Source organism: Telluria sp. PB2R4 (assembly GCF_059685695.1).
The window spans coordinates 648452-666198 of sequence record NZ_JCASIC010000001.1; the positions used below are offsets into that span (position 1 = coordinate 648452).

Below are 17747 nucleotides of genomic sequence, written 5' to 3' on the forward strand. Positions count from 1 at the left end.
CAATGACGACCACTTCAACCGGATCGGAGCCGCTATTACTGCTGACGAACTGCCCTTCACCAACTCGTTCGCCGAGTTGCCGCCGGCCTTTTATACCCGGCTGATGCCGACGCCCTTGCCGTCGCCCTATTTCATCGCTGCCAGCGCACCCGCGGCGGCGCAGGTAGCGCTCGACCCGCAGGCGCTGGCGCAGGAGGATTTCGTCGCCGTCTTTACCGGCAACAAGGTCGCGGTGCGTTCCCAGCCGCTGTCCGCCGTGTATTCCGGCCACCAGTTCGGTGTCTGGGCCGGCCAGCTCGGCGATGGGCGTGCGATCGTGCTCGGCGACCTGCCAGGCCCTGGCGGCCCCATGGAAGTGCAGCTCAAGGGCGCCGGCCTGACGCCCTACTCGCGCATGGGCGACGGCCGCGCCGTGCTGCGCTCGTCGATCCGCGAATTCCTGTGTTCCGAAGCCATGGCCGCGCTCGGCATCCCGACCACCCGCGCCCTGATGCTGACCGGTTCGCACCAGCGCGTCATGCGCGAGAGCGTCGAGACCGCCGCCGTGGTCACGCGCATGGCGCCGAGCTTCGTGCGCTTCGGCTCCTTCGAGCACTGGCACTACCGCAACAAGCAGGACGAACTGAAGATCCTGGCCGACTATGTCATCAAGGGCTGGTACCCGGAATTCGCCGGCGCCGCCAATCCCTACAAGGAACTGCTGGCCGAAGTCACGCGCCGTACCGCGCGTACCATCGCAGCGTGGCAGGCGGTCGGCTTCATGCATGGCGTCATGAACACCGACAATATGTCGATCCTCGGCCTGACGCTCGACTACGGCCCCTTCGGCTTCATGGAAGCCTTTGACGCCAATCACATCTGCAACCACACCGACCAGGGCGGCCGCTATTCCTATGCCAACCAGGTGCCGGTGGGCCACTGGAACTGCTACGCGCTCGGCAACGCCCTGCTGCCCCTGATCGGCACCCCCGAAGACACCGAGGAAGCGCTCGATGCCTACCGCCCCGCTTTTGGGGCCCGGATGGACGAGCTGCTGCATGCCAAGCTCGGCCTGCTCGATACGCGCGACACGGACAGCGCCCTGTTCGACGACATGTTCCAGCTGCTGCAGGCCAACCACGCCGACTTCACGCTGTTCTTCCGGCGCCTGGGAGAGCTGCGGCTGGATGGCGGCCAGGAAGCCGACGCGCCCGTGCGCGACCTGTTCCTCGACCGCGAAGCTTTCGATGCCTGGGCCGGCCAGTACCGCGCCCGCCTGCGCCTCGAGGGCAGCAAGGACGAACTCCGGCGCGCGGCCATGCACCGCGTCAACCCGAAATACGTGCTGCGCAACTACCTGGCCCAGACCGCGATCGAACAGGCGCAGAACGGCGACTTCGGCGGCGTGCACAAGCTCCTTGGCGTCCTCGAGCGCCCCTTCGACGAGCAACCCGAAAACGCGGCCTATGCGGCCCTGCCGCCCGACTGGGCCGCCCACCTCGAAGTGAGCTGCTCTTCCTGAACCTGTTTTACGTTAGACGAGACCGACGAGACCGACATGAACGACAAAGTGACCAAGAGCGACGCCGAGTGGCGCGCCCAGCTCGACCCGATGGAATACCAGGTGACCCGCCACGCCGCCACCGAGCGCGCCTTCACCGGCAAGTACTGGGACCACCACGAACACGGGATCTACCACTGCGTCTGCTGCGACACCCCGCTGTTCGAATCCGACGCCAAGTTCGATTCCGGCTGCGGCTGGCCGAGCTATTTCAAGGCGCTCGACCCCGACAACGTCATCGAGAAGGTCGACCGCACGCACGGCATGGTGCGCACCGAGATCATCTGCGCGGTCTGCGACGCCCACCTCGGCCACGTGTTCCCGGACGGCCCGCCGCCGACCGGCTTGCGCTACTGCATCAACTCCGCGTCGATGCGCTTCGAACCCCTCTGAGGACAGGACCCGCACACCTATGATCAAGTTTTTGTTCGACATGCTGCCGGTGATCCTGTTCTTCGGCATCTATAAGTATGGGGAAAACAACCAGGAATGGGCCCACGGGCTGGTGACCGAGCATCTCGGCTTCCTGATCTCGGGCGGCGCGGTGCCGGCGGCGCAGTCGCCGATCCTGCTGGCGACCGCGGTCACGATCCTGGCCACGGTGCTGCAGATCGTCTACCTGCTTGCCCGCCGCAAGAAGGTCGACGGGATGCTGTGGCTGTCGCTGGGCGTGGTGGTGATCGCCGGCGGCGCCACCATCTACTTCCACGACGACACCTTCATCAAGTGGAAGCCGACCATCCTGTACTGGGCCTTCGGCATTGCCCTGCTGCTGGCGCAGCTGCTGTACCGCAAGAACCTGATGCGCTCGGCGCTCGGGGGTGCGATGAACCTGCCGGACGCGGTGTGGAACCGTGTTCTCTATGCCTGGATCGCCTTCTTCACCGTGCTGGGCCTGCTGAACCTCTTGATGGCCTTCGTGGTCTTCCGTAGCGATACCGGCGCCTGGGTCAGCTTCAAGCTGTTCGGCATCACCGGCATCCTGTTCGCCTTTATCGTGATTCAATCGCTGTTCCTGTCCAAACATATCCAGGAGGATGCTCAAAATGGAAGCTAACCGTACCGAACGCCTGCGCGAACGCCTGCAGGCCGAACTCGCCCCCTCCGTCCTCGAGATCAGCGACGACTCGCACCTGCACGCCGGCCATGCCGGCGCCGCTTCCGGAGGCAGCCATTACAGCGTCAAAATCGTGTCGGACAAGTTCCAGGGCCTGACGCTGGTCATGCGCCATCGTCTTGTGTATGATGCCGTTCACGAAATGATCAACAAGGCGGAAATCCATGCGCTGGCCATCACGGCCCTTGCTCCTTCGGACGCCGCCTGAACTCATCTTCAGTCTGCTTTAAGAATAGTGGTCGACAATCTGTAACGCGTAGTACCGGAACCTGAAGTACAAGAACTAATCAAATCACGTCCAAGCACATCCCTTCCCACAGGAATTCCAGAAATGACTTTTAAGCCAGCACGCCTGCTGTTAGCGCTGATCGCCGTTGCCGCAGCCCCTGCCTTTGCCCAGAACCTCGCCGTCGTCAACGGCAAAGCCATCCCGACCTCGCGCGTCGAAGAAGCCGTCAAGCAGCTGGTCGCCGCCGGCCAGGGCCAGGATTCGCCGCAGATGCGCAACGCGATCAAGCAAGAGATGATCGCCCGCGAAGTGCTGATGCAGGAAGCCATCAAGCAGGGCTACGACAAGAAGCCGGAAGTCCGCGCGGCCCTCGACAACGCCCGCCAGGCCATCGTCGTCAACCAGCTGGCACGCGACTACATCACCAAGAACCCGGTGACCGATGCCGAAGTCAAGGCCGAGTACGACCGCTTCAAGGCCCAGACCGGCGACAAGGAATACCACGTGCGCCACATCCTGCTGGAAACCGAAGCCGAAGCCAACGCCGTGATCGCCAAGATCAAGGGCGGCGCCAAGTTCGAAGACCTGGCCAAGCAGTCGAAGGACACCGGCACCGCCAACACCGGCGGCGACCTGGACTGGGCTGCCCCATCTTCGTTCCCGCCCGAGTTCGCCGCCGGCTTCACCGGCCTGCAGAAAGGCGCCGTCACCGACAAGCCGGTGAAGACCGCCAACGGCTTCCACGTCATCAAGCTGGACGATACCCGTGCAGCCAAGCTGCCTTCGCTGGAGGAAGTCAAGCCGCAGATCCAGGACGCCCTGTCCCAGAAAAAGCTGGCCGACTACCGCGACCAAATGGTCAAAAAGGCAAAGGTGCAGTAAGATGTACTACCCCGGTGCCGCGTGGCACCGGTTCTTGCCGCCGCGCGGCGAACTTTTTCGTGTTTAGATAGGACCTCAACAATGATTTTGAAGCCAGCCCGCCTGTCCTTGGCACTCAGCTTAGCCATGACCGCGATGATCGCCGCGCCTGCATTCGCGCAGAACGCCGCGACGGTCAATGGCAAGCCCATCCCGGCGGCAAAAGTCGACCAGATGGTCAAGCAAGTGGTCGCACAAGGCCGCGCCACCGATTCGCCGCAGCTGCGCGACGCCATCAAGAAAGACCTGATCGGCCGTGAAGTCCTGATCCAGGAGGCCGACAAGGCCGGTATCGGCGGCCGCGCCGAAGTCAAGGCAGCGATCGACAACGCGCGCCAGAGCATCATCATCAACGCGATGCTGGCCGACTACGTCAAGAAGAACCCGATCAAGGATGCCGAGATCAAGGCCGAGTACGACAAGTACAAGGCGCAGGTCGGCGACAAGGAATACCGCGCCCGCCACATCCTGGTGCCTACCGAAGACGAAGCCAAGGCCATCATCACCAAGCTGAAGGGCGGCGCCAAGTTCGAAGACCTGGCCAAGGCCCAGTCGAAAGACGGTTCGGCAGCCAACGGCGGCGACCTGGACTGGGCAAGCCCGGCCAACTACGTGCCTGAGTTCTCGAAGGCCATGACCGCCTTGCAAAAAGGCGCGATCACCGACACCCCGGTCAAGAGCCAGTACGGCTTCCACGTGATCAAGCTGGAAGACGTCCGCGCCGCCAAGATCCCGGCCCTGGACGAAGTCAAGCAGCAGGTCGCGGAACAGCTGCAGCAGCGCCAGCTGGCGCAGTACCGCGAAAGCCTGGTCAAGAAGGCCAAGATCCAGTAACAACGGCCCTGCCGAACCAGAAAGCGCTCCACCGGAGCGCTTTTTTAATGCCTGCTGCTCTGGCGCTACGTATCAATCTTCGTCGCAGTGCTGCGGACCGCCGGGATAGTCGCCGTTGTTGTACTCGTCGAGGATGCCGGCCCAGGCGCGCTGCAGCTGGCAGGCGCCTTTGACGCAGGTGCCGGGCGTGGCGGCCGCGAACCAGGCGCCGGCGGCCACGATCACCGAACGCACGCTGTTCGGGGCCGAGGCGCCGGCGGCGGTATTCAGCACGGCCGCGATGTACTGGTGGGCCAGGATGAAATAGGCGTCGCCGCGTACCGGGCTGTCGAGCACCTGCTGCCAGGTCAGGCCACTGCCGAAGAAGGCCGCATCGCGCGCGTAGCCCTTGGGCCAGACGACATCCGGTTTGTTGCCCCAGTAGCCTTGCGTGCGCACGCAGCCCTTCGGCGGGCAGGTGCAGTCCGCCAGCAGGGCGTCGGGCGTCACGCCCTGGACCGTGAGCAGGCTGTCGCAGCCGGCGGCGCCTAGGCTCGCTCGCAGCGGTTCGCTGGCCAGTGCCACCGTCGGCATGGCGGCCATGCCCAGCACGAGACCTACTGCAAGGATGAGTCGACGAGCGAGACGCGTGCAGCCGGTACGCAGTTTCATGAATTCCTCCGTGGAAGTGATTGACGGCCCAGACCGTCAGGCTTCCATCATGCGCATGCATCGGACTTGTTGGTTTGCGTGAGCTCATCCGTCCAAGCGCTTGATTTATAACCATATTCTTACGGAAATAATGGAGGCTTGCGCCGTGCTCCTACGTGCTCCTGCTCGCCCGTCCTATTGAACGTCGGGCCAGGATGGCTACCATCGAAGCGCGTGTCATCCAAAGGAGAAGAGCATGGGCAAGCAGCAATCGAAGACGGCGACGCCGAAGCAGGACACGGGGACGGGCGGAGGCAACGACGGGCTCTGGCATTACGAAGTACCCCGGCAGGAAGCCGGTGCGGGGGCGATGCAGTCCAACTCGGCCCACTACACGGGCGGCGCCCATGGCGGGGATAGCCAGCAGGGCGACTTCCTGGCATCGCCGCCGGAGGCCAATGCGATGCCGGCCGGCGCGCCGCAGACCAGCCGCGGCAGCGCGGCGGGGTCACGCGGGAGCGCGGGTGGTAGCGGGCCGGGTGCGGGCGGCGGCGAGCCGGCGCCGGTCGGCAATGGTACAAAAGACGAGCCGGTGTGGGGTTCGTAGGGTGGGCGGCTCTGCCGCCCACGCGGTGATAGCTCACCGTTGATATTGTGCACAGGCGGATCTCGCCCGGTTTGAACGCGTGGGCGTCCGTCATTCCCGGCATTGCCGGAAATGACCCCGCCCACCCTACAAAAAACGCCTCCGAAGAGGCGTTTTTGATTGCGAGCTCAAGCGTTTAGCCGACCCACTTGCGCGCATTGCGGAACATGCGCAGCCACGGCGCCTCATCGCCCCACGATTCCGGCGCCCACGAATGCACGGCGGCGCGGAACACGCGCTCGGCGTGCGGCATCATCGCGGTGAAGCGCCCGTCCTCGGTCGTGACGGCGGTCAGGCCGCCCGGCGAGCCGTTCGGGTTGAACGGATAGGATTCGGTGGCCTGGCCGCGGTTGTCGACGTAGCGCAGCGACTTGACCACCGCATCGAGATCGCCGGTCAGCGAGAAGTCGGCGAAACCTTCGCCGTGGGCGATGGCGATCGGCGCCTGCGTGCCCGCCATGCCGTCGAAGAAGATCGACGGCGAGTCCAGCACCTCGACCATGCCGAAGCGGGCTTCGAACTGCTCCGACTTGTTGCGGGTGAATTTCGGCCAGGCATGCGCACCCGGGATGATGGCCTTCAGGTTGCTCAGCATCTGGCAGCCGTTGCACACGCCCAGGCCGAAGGTGTCCGGACGCGCAAAGAAGGCGGCGAACTGATCCGACAGCTGCGGGTTGAACAGGATGGTCTTGGCCCAGCCCTCGCCCGCCCCCAGCACGTCGCCGTAGGAGAAGCCGCCGACGGCGATCACGCCGTGGAAGTCGGTGAGCGAAGCGCGGCCGGCGATCAGGTCGCTCATGTGCACGTCGATCGCGGCGAAGCCGGCCTGGTGCATTACCCAGGCGGTCTCGATGTGCGAGTTCACGCCCTGCTCACGCAGGATCGCCACGCGCGGACGCACGCCCGTGGCGATGAACGGGGCTGCCACGTTCTCGCCCAGCTCGAACGTGATCTTCGGCGAGATGCCGGGGTCGCTCTCGTCCAGCAGGCGCTCGTATTCCTGGTCGGCGCAATCCGGGTTGTCGCGCAGGCGCGCGATGCGCCAGCTGGTCTCGCTCCACAGGCGATGCAGCTCGCTGCGCTTCTCACTGTAGATCACCTTGGCGTCGCGCGTGAATTCGATCACGCCGCGGTCGTTCAGCTTGCCGATGATGTGGCTGCAGGCGCCCAGGCCAAGCTCGCGCAGCACCGCCATCACCGCCTGTTTGTCATCCGCGCGCACCTGCAGCACCGCGCCCAGCTCTTCACTGAACAGCGCGCGCAGGGTCAGCTCGTTGCGGCGCTCGCCCACTTGCGTGGTCCAGTTCTTGGCGTCGCCCCAGTCGGAGGCGTGCTCGCCTTCCATGGTGAGAATATCGAGGTTGACCGACACGCCGGCGCGGCCGGCGAAGGCCATTTCCACCAGGGTGGCATACAGGCCGCCATCCGAACGGTCGTGGTAGGCCAGCAGCTTGCCCTCGCGGTTCAAACGCTGCACCGCGTTGAAGAAGGCCTTCAGGTCTTCCGGTGAATCCACGTCCGGCACGCTGTCGCCGATCTGCTGGGTCACCTGCGCCAGGCTTGATGCGCCGAGGCGGTTCTTGCCGCGGCCCAGGTCGACCAGCACCAGGGAGGTCTCACCGAGATCCGTGCGCAGTTGCGGGGTCAGCGAACGGCGGATGTCCTGCACCGGGGCGAAGCTCGAGACGATCAGGGACACCGGCGAAATGACGGACTTGCTCTCACCGTCGTCGTTCCAGGTGGTGCGCATCGACAGCGAATCCTTGCCGACCGGGATCGACACGCCCAGCGCCGGGCACAGTTCCATGCCCACCGCCTTCACGGTGTCGAACAGCGCGGCGTCCTGGCCCGGCTGGCCGCAGGCCGCCATCCAGTTGGCCGACAGCTTGATGTCGCCGATCGCGTCGATGGCGGCGGCGGCGATGTTGGTGATCGCCTCGCCGACGGCCATGCGGCCGGAAGCGGCGGCGTCGATCACCGCCAGCGGGGTGCGCTCGCCCATCGCCATCGCTTCGCCCAGGAAGCCCTCGTAGGACATGGCGGTGACGGCGCAGTCGGCCACCGGTACCTGCCACGGACCGACCATCTGGTCGCGCACGCTCATCGCGCCCACGCTGCGGTCGCCGATCGTGATCAGGAAGGACTTGTCGCCCACCGTCGGCAGCAGCAGCACGCGGCGCGCCGCCTCAAGCAGCTCGATGCCGGTCAGGTCGATCGCCGGGAAGTCGTATTTCACATGCTCGACCTCGCGCAGCATCTTGGGCGGCTTGCCGAGCAGGACGTCCATCGGCATGTCGACCGGATAATGGGACGAGCTGCCTTCGGCCTGCGGGTCGATCACGCGCAGCTGGCGTTCCTCGGTGGCAGTCCCGACCACCGCGTACGGGCAGCGTTCGCGCTCGCACATCGATGCAAATTTATCAAGGTCCATTGGCGAAATTGCCAACACATATCTTTCTTGAGACTCGTTTGACCAAATTTCCTTCGGTGCCATACCCGACTCTTCGAGCGGCACCTTGCGCAGGTCGAACAGCGCGCCGCGCTTGGCGTCGTTGACGATCTCCGGGAAGGCGTTCGACAGGCCGCCGGCGCCGACGTCGTGGATCGAGATGATCGGGTTGTCCTCGCCCATCTGCCAGCAGCCGTTGATGACTTCCTGGGCCCGGCGCTCCATCTCCGGGTTGCCGCGCTGGACCGAGTCGAAGTCCAGGTCGGCGGTATTGGTGCCGGTCGCCATCGAGGACGCGGCCGAGCCGCCCATGCCGATGCGCATCCCCGGGCCGCCCAGCTGGACCAGCAGGCTGCCGACCGGGATCTCGTCCTTGTGGGTGTGCGCGCTTGAAATGCTGCCGATGCCGCCGGCGATCATGATCGGCTTGTGATAACCGTACACGTTGCCGGCCACGCCGACGTTCTGCTCGTAGGTACGGAAGTAACCGCCCAGTACCGGGCGGCCGAATTCGTTGCTGAAGGCGGCGCCGCCGAGCGGGCCGTCGATCATGATCTGCAGCGGCGAGGCGATGCGCTCCGGCTTGCCCACGATGGCGTCCACGCGGCCGGCCGCGCCGGCGCTGACGTCGGAAGCGTTCTCCCACGGCCGCTGCGCATCCGGCAGCAGCAGGTTCGACACGGTGAAGCCGGTCAGGCCGGCCTTCGGCTTGGCGCCGCGGCCGGTCGCGCCCTCGTCGCGGATCTCGCCGCCGGCGCCGGTGGAGGCGCCCGGGAACGGGGAGATCGCGGTCGGGTGGTTGTGGGTCTCGACCTTCATCAGCGTGTGCACCAGTTCCGTCGACGGTGCGTACTCCTGGCCCTGGCGCGGGAAGAAACGGGTCACGGTGGCGCCCTCGATGATCGAGGAGTTGTCGCTGTAGGCGACCACGGTGCCGCGCGGGTTCAGCTGGTGGGTGTTCTTGATCATGCCGAACAGCGACTTGTCCTGCTTCACACCGTCGATGATCCAGTCGGCGTTGAAGATCTTGTGGCGGCAGTGCTCACTGTTCGCCTGCGCGAACATCATCAGCTCGACGTCGGTCGGATTGCGCTTGGCCTTGGTAAAGGCTTCGTGCAGGTAGTCGATCTCGTCGATCGACATCGCCAGGCCCAACTCGGTATTGGCGCGCACCAGCGCTTCGCGGCCCTGCCCGATCACGTCCACGGTCTCGAGCGGACGGCCTGCGAGCTCGTCGAACAGGCGCTGGGCCTCATTGGCGTTGCGCAGCACGGTCTCGGTCATGCGGTCGTGCAGCAGCGCGGCCACGGCCTGCAGCTCCTCCTCACCCAGCTTCTTCGGCGCACCGAAGCCGGTGCCGAGGATGCCGCCCTTGAGCACGACGGTATAGCCGACGCCCCGTTCGATGCGGTGCACATGCGCCATGCCGCAGTTGTGCGCGATGTCGGTGGCCTTCGAGGCCCACGGCGAGATCGTGCCCAGGCGCGGAATCACGAAGAACTCCTCGGTCACGCCTTCGTACAGCGTCTGCGCCGCAGGCTCGCCATAGGTCAGCATGGCGGCCAGGCGCTCGGTATCGTCAGTACTCAGCGCTGCGCTGCTGTCGATGAAATGAAAGAAGCGCGCCTGGACTGCGGCAATCGACGGTGCGACGGCTTGCAACTGCGACAGGAGGCGTTGGCTACGGAAGGCGGAAAGGGCGTTGGAACCCGGCAGAATCAACATGGCTGAGAAGTTGGTTGATGCAGCGTCGCTGCTTGGGTGGAAGATAGCCCGCCATTATACAGTGTTGCAATGCAGCGTTGCATTCCCACCAGCGAGTTCATTGTAGAACGGACATTTCTTGATCCTGGGGGAACTGTTCGGTATTGTAAGGGATATATAACTAAAACAAGGTGCATAGGCACCAGACAGGAACCGACGCGAGATGCAAGAGAACGCCAACCTGACCGTACTGATCGTCGATCCCAACGGCGGCATGCGCGCCAGCCTGCAGAACATGCTGAACCAGGCCGGCATCACCAAGGTCGAGTCGGCGGTCAATGCCGGCACCGCGATCAAGCAGCTCGCCAAGCGCAGCTACGACATCGTCCTCTGCGAATACGACCTCGGCGGCCCGCAAGGCGACGGCCAGGACGGCCAGCAGCTGCTCGAAGACCTGCGCCACCACCGCCTGATCACGGCCTCGACCATCTTCATCATGCTGACCTCCGAGGGCGTGTACGACAAGGTGGTCAGCGCCGCCGAACTGACGCCGACCGACTACGTGCTCAAGCCCTTCACCGTGGACATGCTCGGCACCCGCATCAAGCGCGCGCTCGAGCGCCGCACCGCCCTGCTCCCGGTCTGGCAGCTGGCGGCGCAGGGCAAGCCGGTCGATGCGATCCGCGCCTGTACCACCGCCGCCCTCGCCAGCCCGCGCTATGCGCTCGACTTCCTGCGCCTGAAGGCCGAGCTGCACGTCTCGGTGGCCGAGCACGCGCAGGCCGGCGCCATCTACCGCGACGTGCTGGCCGAGCGCCCGCTGGGCTGGGCCGGGCTGGGGCTGGCGCGCACCATGCTGGCCCAGGGCGAGACCGAAGAAGCGCGCGCCACGCTGGCGGAACTGGTGCAGGCCAATCCTCGCCTGATGGCCGCCTACGACCTGCTGGCGCGCTGCCATGAGCAGTTGGGCAGCAAGGCCGACGCCCAGAAGGTGCTCGAAGAAGCGGTGTCGATCTCGCCGCACATGGTGCGCCGCCTGCGTAAACTCGGCGAGGTTGCGCTGGAAAACGGCGACGCCGATGCCGCCGAGAAGTCGTTCAAGCAGGTCGTGACCAAGGCCCGCTATTCCGAGTTCCGCAATCCCGAAGACCACGTCAACCTGGTCAGGGCGATGGTCACGCGCGGCGACGTGGCAGGCGCCGGCGGCGTGATCCGCGACCTGGAGCGCTCGCTGCGCGGCAGCGTCAACGTCGATGCCTGCAAGGCCTACTCGAACGCCCTGCTGCAGGAAAAGATGGGCAACGTCAGCGCGGCGGTGGCCGAGCTCTCGAATGCGGTGAGCGCCGCCCGCACCAGCAGCGGCTTGTCTTCAAACCTGAAGATCGGCCTGGCGCAGGCCTGCCTCGAGCACCAGCTGGACGAGCAGGCCTCCAGCGTCATGCTGAACGTGATGCACGACGTCTCGAACCAGGTGACGGTCGACCAGGCCATGGGGGTGTTCGTGCGCGCCGGCCGGCCCGACCTGGCCGACGGCATGGGCGAACAGCTGCGCGCCCAGGCGCACATCCTGCTCGGCGTGGCCGACGAGAAGCGCAACATGGGCGACGTGCGCGGCGCAGTGCAGACCCTGCTGGAAGCGCTGCACATGGCGCCCGGCAACCTGCAGGTGATGGTCGCCGTGGCAGGGGGCATCCTGCGCCAGATCAACGAGCTCGGCTGGGATCACACGCTCAGCGAGGTCGCAGGCGCCCAGATCGAACGGCTGCGGACGGTGGACCCCGGGCATCCGCGCCTGGTGGCGCTGCTGGACGAATTCCAGCAGGCCAAGCGCAAGTACGGTATTTCGACCTGACGGGCCCTGGGCGGACCAGGTGCGGCATGCTGTATCATCCCGCACCTGAAAACGAAAGCCGCACATGCTCATCATCACCATCAAACAGGGCAAGGAAAAAAGCCTGCTCAACGGCGACCCTTGGGTCTACCTGTCCGCCATCGACAAGGTCGAAGGCAAGCCGCAGGAACGCAACAAGCTCGGCGCCACCGCCATCGTGCAGACCTCGGCGCGGCGTTTCCTGGCCAGGGCAGCCTATAACGCCAAGTCGCAGATCGCCGCCCGCGTCTGGACCCTGCGCGAGGACGAACCGGTCGACCACGCCATGATCAAGCGGCGCGTGGGCGCCGCCATGGAGCGCCGCCTGGAGGCATTCCGTACCGCCGATCCGCAGGCGCTGGTCCAGCTGGTCGACGGCGACCAGGATGGACTGTCCGGCCTGCTGGTGCACAGCTACGGCGGGGTTGCCGGCTACCTGGTCTGCCAGTTCAACGCCGCCGGCGTCGACCTGTGGAAGGTGCCGGTGGTGCAGGCGCTGATCGCCAGTACCGGCTGCCCCAACGTCTATGAACGCTGCGACCTGCTGGTGCGCCGGGCCGAAGGCCTGTCGAACACCTCGCGCGCGCTGGCCGGCGACGAGCCGCCACAGCGCCTGATGGTGCGCGAGGGCGGGCGGCTGGCGCCGATGGATATCCGGACCGGGTTTACTTACCCACGCTGAGCGGGCCGCATCAGCGTCAGTGCGCTGGCCAGCAGCACCAGGTGGGCGGCGCTCGAATAGAACGGCGTCAGCGCCGGCTGCGCGACCTCAACTCTTGCAAAGGTATCGAGCAGGCCGTTGCTCAGGTTCCAGCCCCAGTGCAGTCCAACCGCCGCCCACAGCGTGCCGGTGCGCCACAAGGCCGCAGCGTAGGCCAGGCCAAAGCAGAACAGCGTCAGCCAGGTCACCGGCCCCTCATGCAGGCGGTAGATATGGTTCAGCACATACAGCCCGGCCGAGACCGGGATGAAGATCCAGCGCCGGCCCAGGTGCGGGAAGGCGCGCCGCACCAAGCCCCGGGTGAGGATGTCTTCGGCCGTGGAGGCGATGAAGGTCCCGAACATGAGGAAGGCGAGCCCGCCGATCAGCGCCGTGCCCGGGACGGCTCCCAACCAGGCAACGGTGTACACCCCGGTGTGCGTGCCGATCGCGACCGCCGCGAACTTGGCCGCGATCGCCAGCGCGAGTCCGAGCGCAAGCAGCCACAGGCAGCCCGTCCGCGCATCCAGGTACCAGGCCTGCACTCCGCTGAACCCGAGCACACGCGAACCCCACCATGCGAGAACCGGGAACAGCAGCATCAGGTAAAGGTTCCCGGCAGCCTGCGGCAGCTGATAGAAGACGAACAGCAGGACGGCGACCGCTAGCAGGCGCGAGCGGGCCGGGAAAGGAGCGAGTGTTTCGGTGTTGGTGTGCATGCGATGTCGCGGAACGTGGCGGCTGCCATGGTGTCGGATGCGCGACCATAGCATTCCGCTCCCGGGATCCGCAGGGCCGTGTGACAAACCGTCACATCGAGGGAGCGAACAGCATCGGGGCCGGAATGAAACGGGCTGAACCAGCCTCTTCCGGCAGGTCCTTTTTATGTTAGATTGGAAACCCCGCGCCAAGACGCTTCGAGGATAGGAGACGCACATGAAGATCCTGATTCCGCTACTGCTCGCAATCCTCGCCATTCCCCTTGTGGCCCAGGCCCACGACCCCAAGCCGAAGCCCGGCGCAGCAGCGGAACCCGCCAGCAACTACGTCGTCAAGCTCGAGCAGATGAGGAAGATCGACGCCGGCGTCGGCGAGACGATCTACTTGCTCAATGGCGAATCGCACGGTTTCAGCAGGCTGTCGTTCATCCTGACCGAAACCGCGCCCGGGGGGGGGCCGCCGCTGCACACCCACGAAAGCGAAGAGGCGCATGTGCTGACCTCGGGCACGATGTCCTACGTGGTCGGCAAGCAGCGCTTCGTCGCCACCGCGCCGTACATCATGCGGGTTCCGGCAAACACGCCCCATACCTTCATCAACGCGGGCAGCACGCCGCTGCAGCTGACGGCCGTGTTCGACAGCGCGCACTATACCTTCAAGCCGCTGGCGCCCAATCCCCTGCAGGCGCCACCGGCCAAGTAAGGCTGGCTCGCCCGCCACTCAGGCTGGACCGTACCCGCCACCGCCCGGCGTCTCGATCACGAACAGGTCGCCCGCCTCCATCCCCACCTTGCCGATGTGGCCGAGCGTTTCCACCGTCCCGTCGGCCCGCGCGACCGTGTTGCGGCCACGCTCGCCCGGCTCGCCGCCCGCCATCCCGAAAGGCGCGTGAATCCGGTTGTTCGACAGGATCGCCGCCGTCATCGGTTCCAGGAAGCGCACTTTGCGCACGCCGCCGTTGCCGCCATGCCAGCGCCCCGCCCCACCGGATCCGTGGCGGATCTCGTAGCTCTCCAGGCGCACCGGGAAGCGGAACTCGAGGATTTCCGGATCGGTCAGGCGAGAGTTGGTCATGTTGGTCTGCACCACGTCGGTGCCGTCGAAGCCCTCGCCGGCGCCCGAGCCGCCCGAGATGGTCTCGTAGTACTGGTAGCGCGCGTTCCCGAAGGTGAAGTTGTTCATCGTGCCCTGGCTGGCCGCCATCACGCCCAGCGCGCCGTACAGCGCATTGGTGATGCAGGTCGAGGTCTCGACGTTGCCCGACACCACCGAAGCGGGATAGTGCGGGTTGAGCATCGAGCCGGGCGGGATGATCACCTTCAGCGGCTTCAGGCAGCCGGCATTCAATGGAATCTCGTCGTCCACCAGCGTGCGGAACACGTACAGCACGGCGGCCATGCACACGCTCGAGGGCGCATTGAAGTTGTTCGGCAGCTGGCTGGACGTCCCCGTGAAATCGATCTCGGCGCTGCGCGCGCCGCGGTCGACCCGGATCGCCACGGCGATGCGCGCTCCATTGTCGAGTTCATAGGTGAAAGCGCCGTCCTTCAGGGCCGAGATCACGCGGCGCACCGCTTCCTCGGCGTTGTCCTGCACATGGCCCATGTAGGCGCGCACGACGTCCAGCCCGAAGTGCGCCACCATCTTGTGCAGCTCCTCGACGCCCTTCTGGTTGGCCGCCACCTGGGCGCGCAGGTCGGCCATGTTCTGGTCCGGATTGCGTGCCGGGTAGCGCGCACCCGTCAACAAGCTACGTGTCTCTTCCTCGCGCAGCACGCCGTCAAGGCCGTCGACCAGCTTGAAATTGTCGATCAGGACACCCTCCTGCTCGATGTGCTCCGAGTCGGGCGGCATCGAACCCGGGGTGGTGCCACCGATGTCCGCGTGGTGGCCGCGCGAGCCGACATAGAAGAGGATGTCTGTCCCGGCCTCGTCGAACACCGGCGAAATCACCGTCACGTCCGGCAGGTGCGTGCCCCCGTTATAGGGGTCGTTCAGCATGTAGACGTCGCCGGCTTTCATGTGGCCGGCGTTCTTGCGCATCACGCTCTTGATGCTCTCGCCCATCGATCCGAGGTGCACCGGCATGTGCGGGGCATTGGCAACCAGGTGGCCAGCGGCATCGAAGATGGCGCAGCTGAAGTCGAGGCGCTCCTTGATGTTCACGGAATAGGCCGTGTTCTGCAGGCGCAGGCCCATCTGCTCGGCGATCGACATGAACAGGTTGTTGAAGATTTCCAGCATCACCGGGTCGGCCGTGGTGCCGATCGCGCGCCGCTCCGGCAACGCTTCCACGCGCCGCAGCACCAGGTGATTGTAGGGCGTGACCTGGGCCTGCCAGCCCGGCTCGACCACGGTCGTCGCATTCGCTTCGGCGATGATCGCCGGGCCGCGCACGATGTCGCCCGGCTTGATCGCATCGCGCAGGAACACGCCGGTGTCGACCCAGGCGCCGCCGCTGAACATGCGTACCAGCTCGCCCGGCGCCGGCCGCGCCCCATCGGAGCCTGTCTGCGCGGCTGCTTCAAACGGCGCGTCGGCGCGGCCGATGGCTTCCACCGAGACGGCTTCCACCACCAGGCCGCGCGAGGGCATCAGGAAGGAATAGCGGCGCTTGTAGGCCGCCTCGAATGCGGCCTGCATGCCGTCCAACTCGCCGAGCGGGACGACGATGCTTGAGTCCGTACCTTCGTAGCGCAGGTGCACGCGCTGCAGCAATTCGATGCGGCTGGCGGCCACGCCCTGCCCCAGCAGCTGATCACGCGCTTGCTCGCCCAATGCGGCCAGGCGCACGGCCAGCGCGTCGCTGCCGGCGTCCAGCAGGAGCAGCTCGACGGCCTGCTCGCGCATCGCGGTCTGGTCGGCCAGGCCCATTCCATAGGCCGACAGCACGCCGGCCAGCGAATGGATGAACACCGTCTTCATCCCGAGCGCATCGGCCACCAGGCAGGCATGCTGCCCGCCGGCGCCGCCGAAGCTGGTCAGCGCATAGTCGGTCACGTCATGGCCCCGCTGCACGGAGATCTGCTTGATGGCATTGGCCATGTTGCCGACCGCGATCTGGATGAAGCCCTCGGCCACCGCTTCCGGCGCCGGCGTGCTGCCGGTGGCCGCGCCGATCTGCTGCGCCATCGCGGCGAAGCCGGCCCGCACCGCATCCAGGTCGAGCGGCTCGTCGCCACCCTTGCCGAACAGGCGCGGGAAGTGGCGCGGCTGGATCTTGCCGAGCATGACGTTGCAGTCGGTGACCGCCAGCGGGCCGCCGCGGCGGTAGCTGGCCGGGCCGGGATTTGCGCCGGCGCTGTCGGGGCCGACGCGGTAGCGGGTGCCGTCGAAGTGCAGGATCGAGCCTCCGCCCGCGGCGACCGTGTGGATACTCATCATCGGGGCGCGCATGCGCACGCCCGCCACCTGGGTTTCGAACACGCGCTCGAACTCGCCCGAATAGTGCGACACGTCCGTGGAGGTGCCGCCCATGTCGAAGCCGATCACGCGCTCGAAGCCGGCCAGCCGGCTGGCGCGCACCATGCCGACGATGCCGCCCGCGGGGCCGGACAGGATGCTGTCCTTGCCCTGGAAGGCGCGCGCGTCGGTCAGTCCGCCGTTCGATTGCATGAACTGCAGGTTCACGCCCGGCAGCTCGCCGGCCACCTGGTCCACGTAACGGCGCAGGATCGGCGACAGGTAGGCATCGACCACGGTGGTGTCGCCGCGCGCCACCAGTTTCATCAAGGGGCTGACGTCGTGCGACACCGACACTTGCGTATAGCCGATCTCGCGCGCGATGCGGGCGGTGGCCGCCTCGTGGGCCGTGTAGCGGTAGCCGTGCATGAACACGATGGCGATCGAGCGCAGGCCGCGGTCCCAGGCCTCCTGCAGCGCAGAGCGGGTGGCCGTTTCGTCGAGCGGCTGCACCACCTCGCCGTGCGCGCCGATGCGCTCGTCGACCTCGACGACGTCGCCGTATAGCAGCTCCGGCAGCACGATGTGACGGTCGAACAGGCGTGGCCGGTTCTGGTAGGCGATGCGCAGCGCGTCGCGGAAGCCCCGGGTGATCGCCAGCACGGTCGGCTCGCCCTTGCGCTCCAGCAGCGCATTGGTGGCCACCGTGGTGCCCATCTTGACGGCTTCCACCTGCGCGACCGGCACCGGCTCGCCGGGCGCCACGCCCAGCAAGTGGCGGATGCCGGCAACCGCCGCGTCGCGGTACTGTTCCGGGTTTTCGGACAGCAGCTTGTGGGTGAGCAGCCGCCCGTCGGGCTTGCGCGCGACGATGTCGGTGAAGGTGCCGCCGCGATCGATCCAGAACTGCCAGTCCATGTATGTACCCCTTGCCGCGTGATCCGAAACGCTTATTGTAGTCCGGCCGCGCGACTGTTTTGGCGAA

Annotated in this window: 14 protein-coding genes; 10 read left to right on the forward strand and 4 right to left on the reverse strand. The window is 66.1% G+C overall.

Annotation, left to right across the window (positions count from 1 at the left end; genetic code table 11):
- Positions 1 to 22: 22 nt before the first annotated feature.
- The 6 genes from AC56LU_RS02830 (at position 23) to AC56LU_RS02855 (ending at position 4641) form a co-directional block, all read left to right on the forward strand.
- Positions 23 to 1501, forward strand: a complete 1479-nt coding sequence (locus tag AC56LU_RS02830) for a protein adenylyltransferase SelO (RefSeq protein ID WP_497174207.1) — start codon at positions 23 to 25, stop codon at positions 1499 to 1501.
- A gap of 36 nt (positions 1502 to 1537) precedes the next feature.
- Positions 1538 to 1933, forward strand: a complete 396-nt coding sequence (msrB, locus tag AC56LU_RS02835) for a peptide-methionine (R)-S-oxide reductase MsrB (RefSeq protein WP_497174080.1) — start codon at positions 1538 to 1540, stop codon at positions 1931 to 1933.
- Between the two features lie 22 nt (positions 1934 to 1955).
- On the forward strand, positions 1956 to 2597 hold the full coding sequence (locus tag AC56LU_RS02840; RefSeq protein ID WP_497174208.1) for a septation protein A: 642 nt from the start codon (positions 1956 to 1958) through the stop codon (positions 2595 to 2597).
- Positions 2587 to 2865: a BolA family protein gene (locus AC56LU_RS02845; protein ID WP_497174081.1), complete on the forward strand. Its 279-nt coding sequence runs from the start codon at positions 2587 to 2589 to the stop codon at positions 2863 to 2865. The genes AC56LU_RS02840 and AC56LU_RS02845 overlap by 11 nt, the downstream gene beginning before the upstream one ends.
- Before the next feature lie 123 nt (positions 2866 to 2988).
- Positions 2989 to 3768 (forward strand): peptidylprolyl isomerase, encoded by a 780-nt coding sequence (locus tag AC56LU_RS02850; protein WP_497174082.1) that lies wholly within the window; start codon positions 2989 to 2991, stop codon positions 3766 to 3768.
- An 81-nt stretch (positions 3769 to 3849) separates the two neighbouring features.
- The gene (locus AC56LU_RS02855) at positions 3850 to 4641 is read left to right on the forward strand and encodes a peptidylprolyl isomerase (RefSeq protein ID WP_497174083.1); all 792 of its coding nucleotides are present in this window, start codon (positions 3850 to 3852) and stop codon (positions 4639 to 4641) included.
- 72 nt (positions 4642 to 4713) lie between these two features.
- Here the strand turns inward: AC56LU_RS02855 and AC56LU_RS02860 are convergent, their stop codons facing one another.
- A complete protein-coding gene (locus tag AC56LU_RS02860) occupies positions 4714 to 5292 on the reverse strand; it encodes a hypothetical protein (protein WP_497174084.1) in 579 nt (192 codons plus the stop codon).
- A 349-nt stretch (positions 5293 to 5641) separates the two neighbouring features.
- On the opposite strand from AC56LU_RS02860, the gene AC56LU_RS02865 reads away from it, so the two are divergent.
- Positions 5642 to 5878, forward strand: a complete 237-nt coding sequence (locus tag AC56LU_RS02865; RefSeq protein WP_497174085.1) for a hypothetical protein — start codon at positions 5642 to 5644, stop codon at positions 5876 to 5878.
- A gap of 175 nt (positions 5879 to 6053) precedes the next feature.
- On the opposite strand, the gene purL is transcribed toward AC56LU_RS02865, so the two are convergent.
- Entirely contained in the window at positions 6054 to 10091 is a 4038-nt protein-coding gene (gene purL, locus AC56LU_RS02870) for a phosphoribosylformylglycinamidine synthase (RefSeq protein WP_497174086.1), read from the reverse strand.
- 202 nt (positions 10092 to 10293) lie between these two features.
- Between purL and AC56LU_RS02875 the strand changes: the two genes are divergently transcribed.
- On the forward strand, positions 10294 to 11922 hold the full coding sequence (locus AC56LU_RS02875; protein WP_497174087.1) for a response regulator: 1629 nt from the start codon (positions 10294 to 10296) through the stop codon (positions 11920 to 11922).
- Positions 11923 to 11986: 64 nt separating this feature from the next.
- A complete protein-coding gene (locus AC56LU_RS02880) occupies positions 11987 to 12622 on the forward strand; it encodes a class I SAM-dependent rRNA methyltransferase (protein WP_497174088.1) in 636 nt (211 codons plus the stop codon).
- Here the strand turns inward: AC56LU_RS02880 and AC56LU_RS02885 are convergent.
- Complete coding sequence (locus AC56LU_RS02885) at positions 12610 to 13359, reverse strand: CPBP family intramembrane glutamic endopeptidase (protein WP_497174089.1); 750 nt, start codon at positions 13357 to 13359, stop codon at positions 12610 to 12612. The genes AC56LU_RS02880 and AC56LU_RS02885 overlap by 13 nt on opposite strands.
- Before the next feature lie 217 nt (positions 13360 to 13576).
- Between AC56LU_RS02885 and AC56LU_RS02890 the strand changes: the two genes are divergently transcribed.
- Entirely contained in the window at positions 13577 to 14062 is a 486-nt protein-coding gene (locus tag AC56LU_RS02890; protein WP_497174090.1) for a cupin domain-containing protein, read from the forward strand.
- An 18-nt stretch (positions 14063 to 14080) separates the two neighbouring features.
- Here AC56LU_RS02890 and AC56LU_RS02895 read toward each other — a convergent pair whose 3' ends face one another.
- Positions 14081 to 17680 carry a hydantoinase B/oxoprolinase family protein gene (locus AC56LU_RS02895; protein ID WP_497174091.1) on the reverse strand — a complete coding sequence of 1200 codons (3600 nt, stop codon included), beginning with the start codon at positions 17678 to 17680 and terminating at the stop codon, positions 14081 to 14083.
- Positions 17681 to 17747 lie beyond the last annotated feature (67 nt).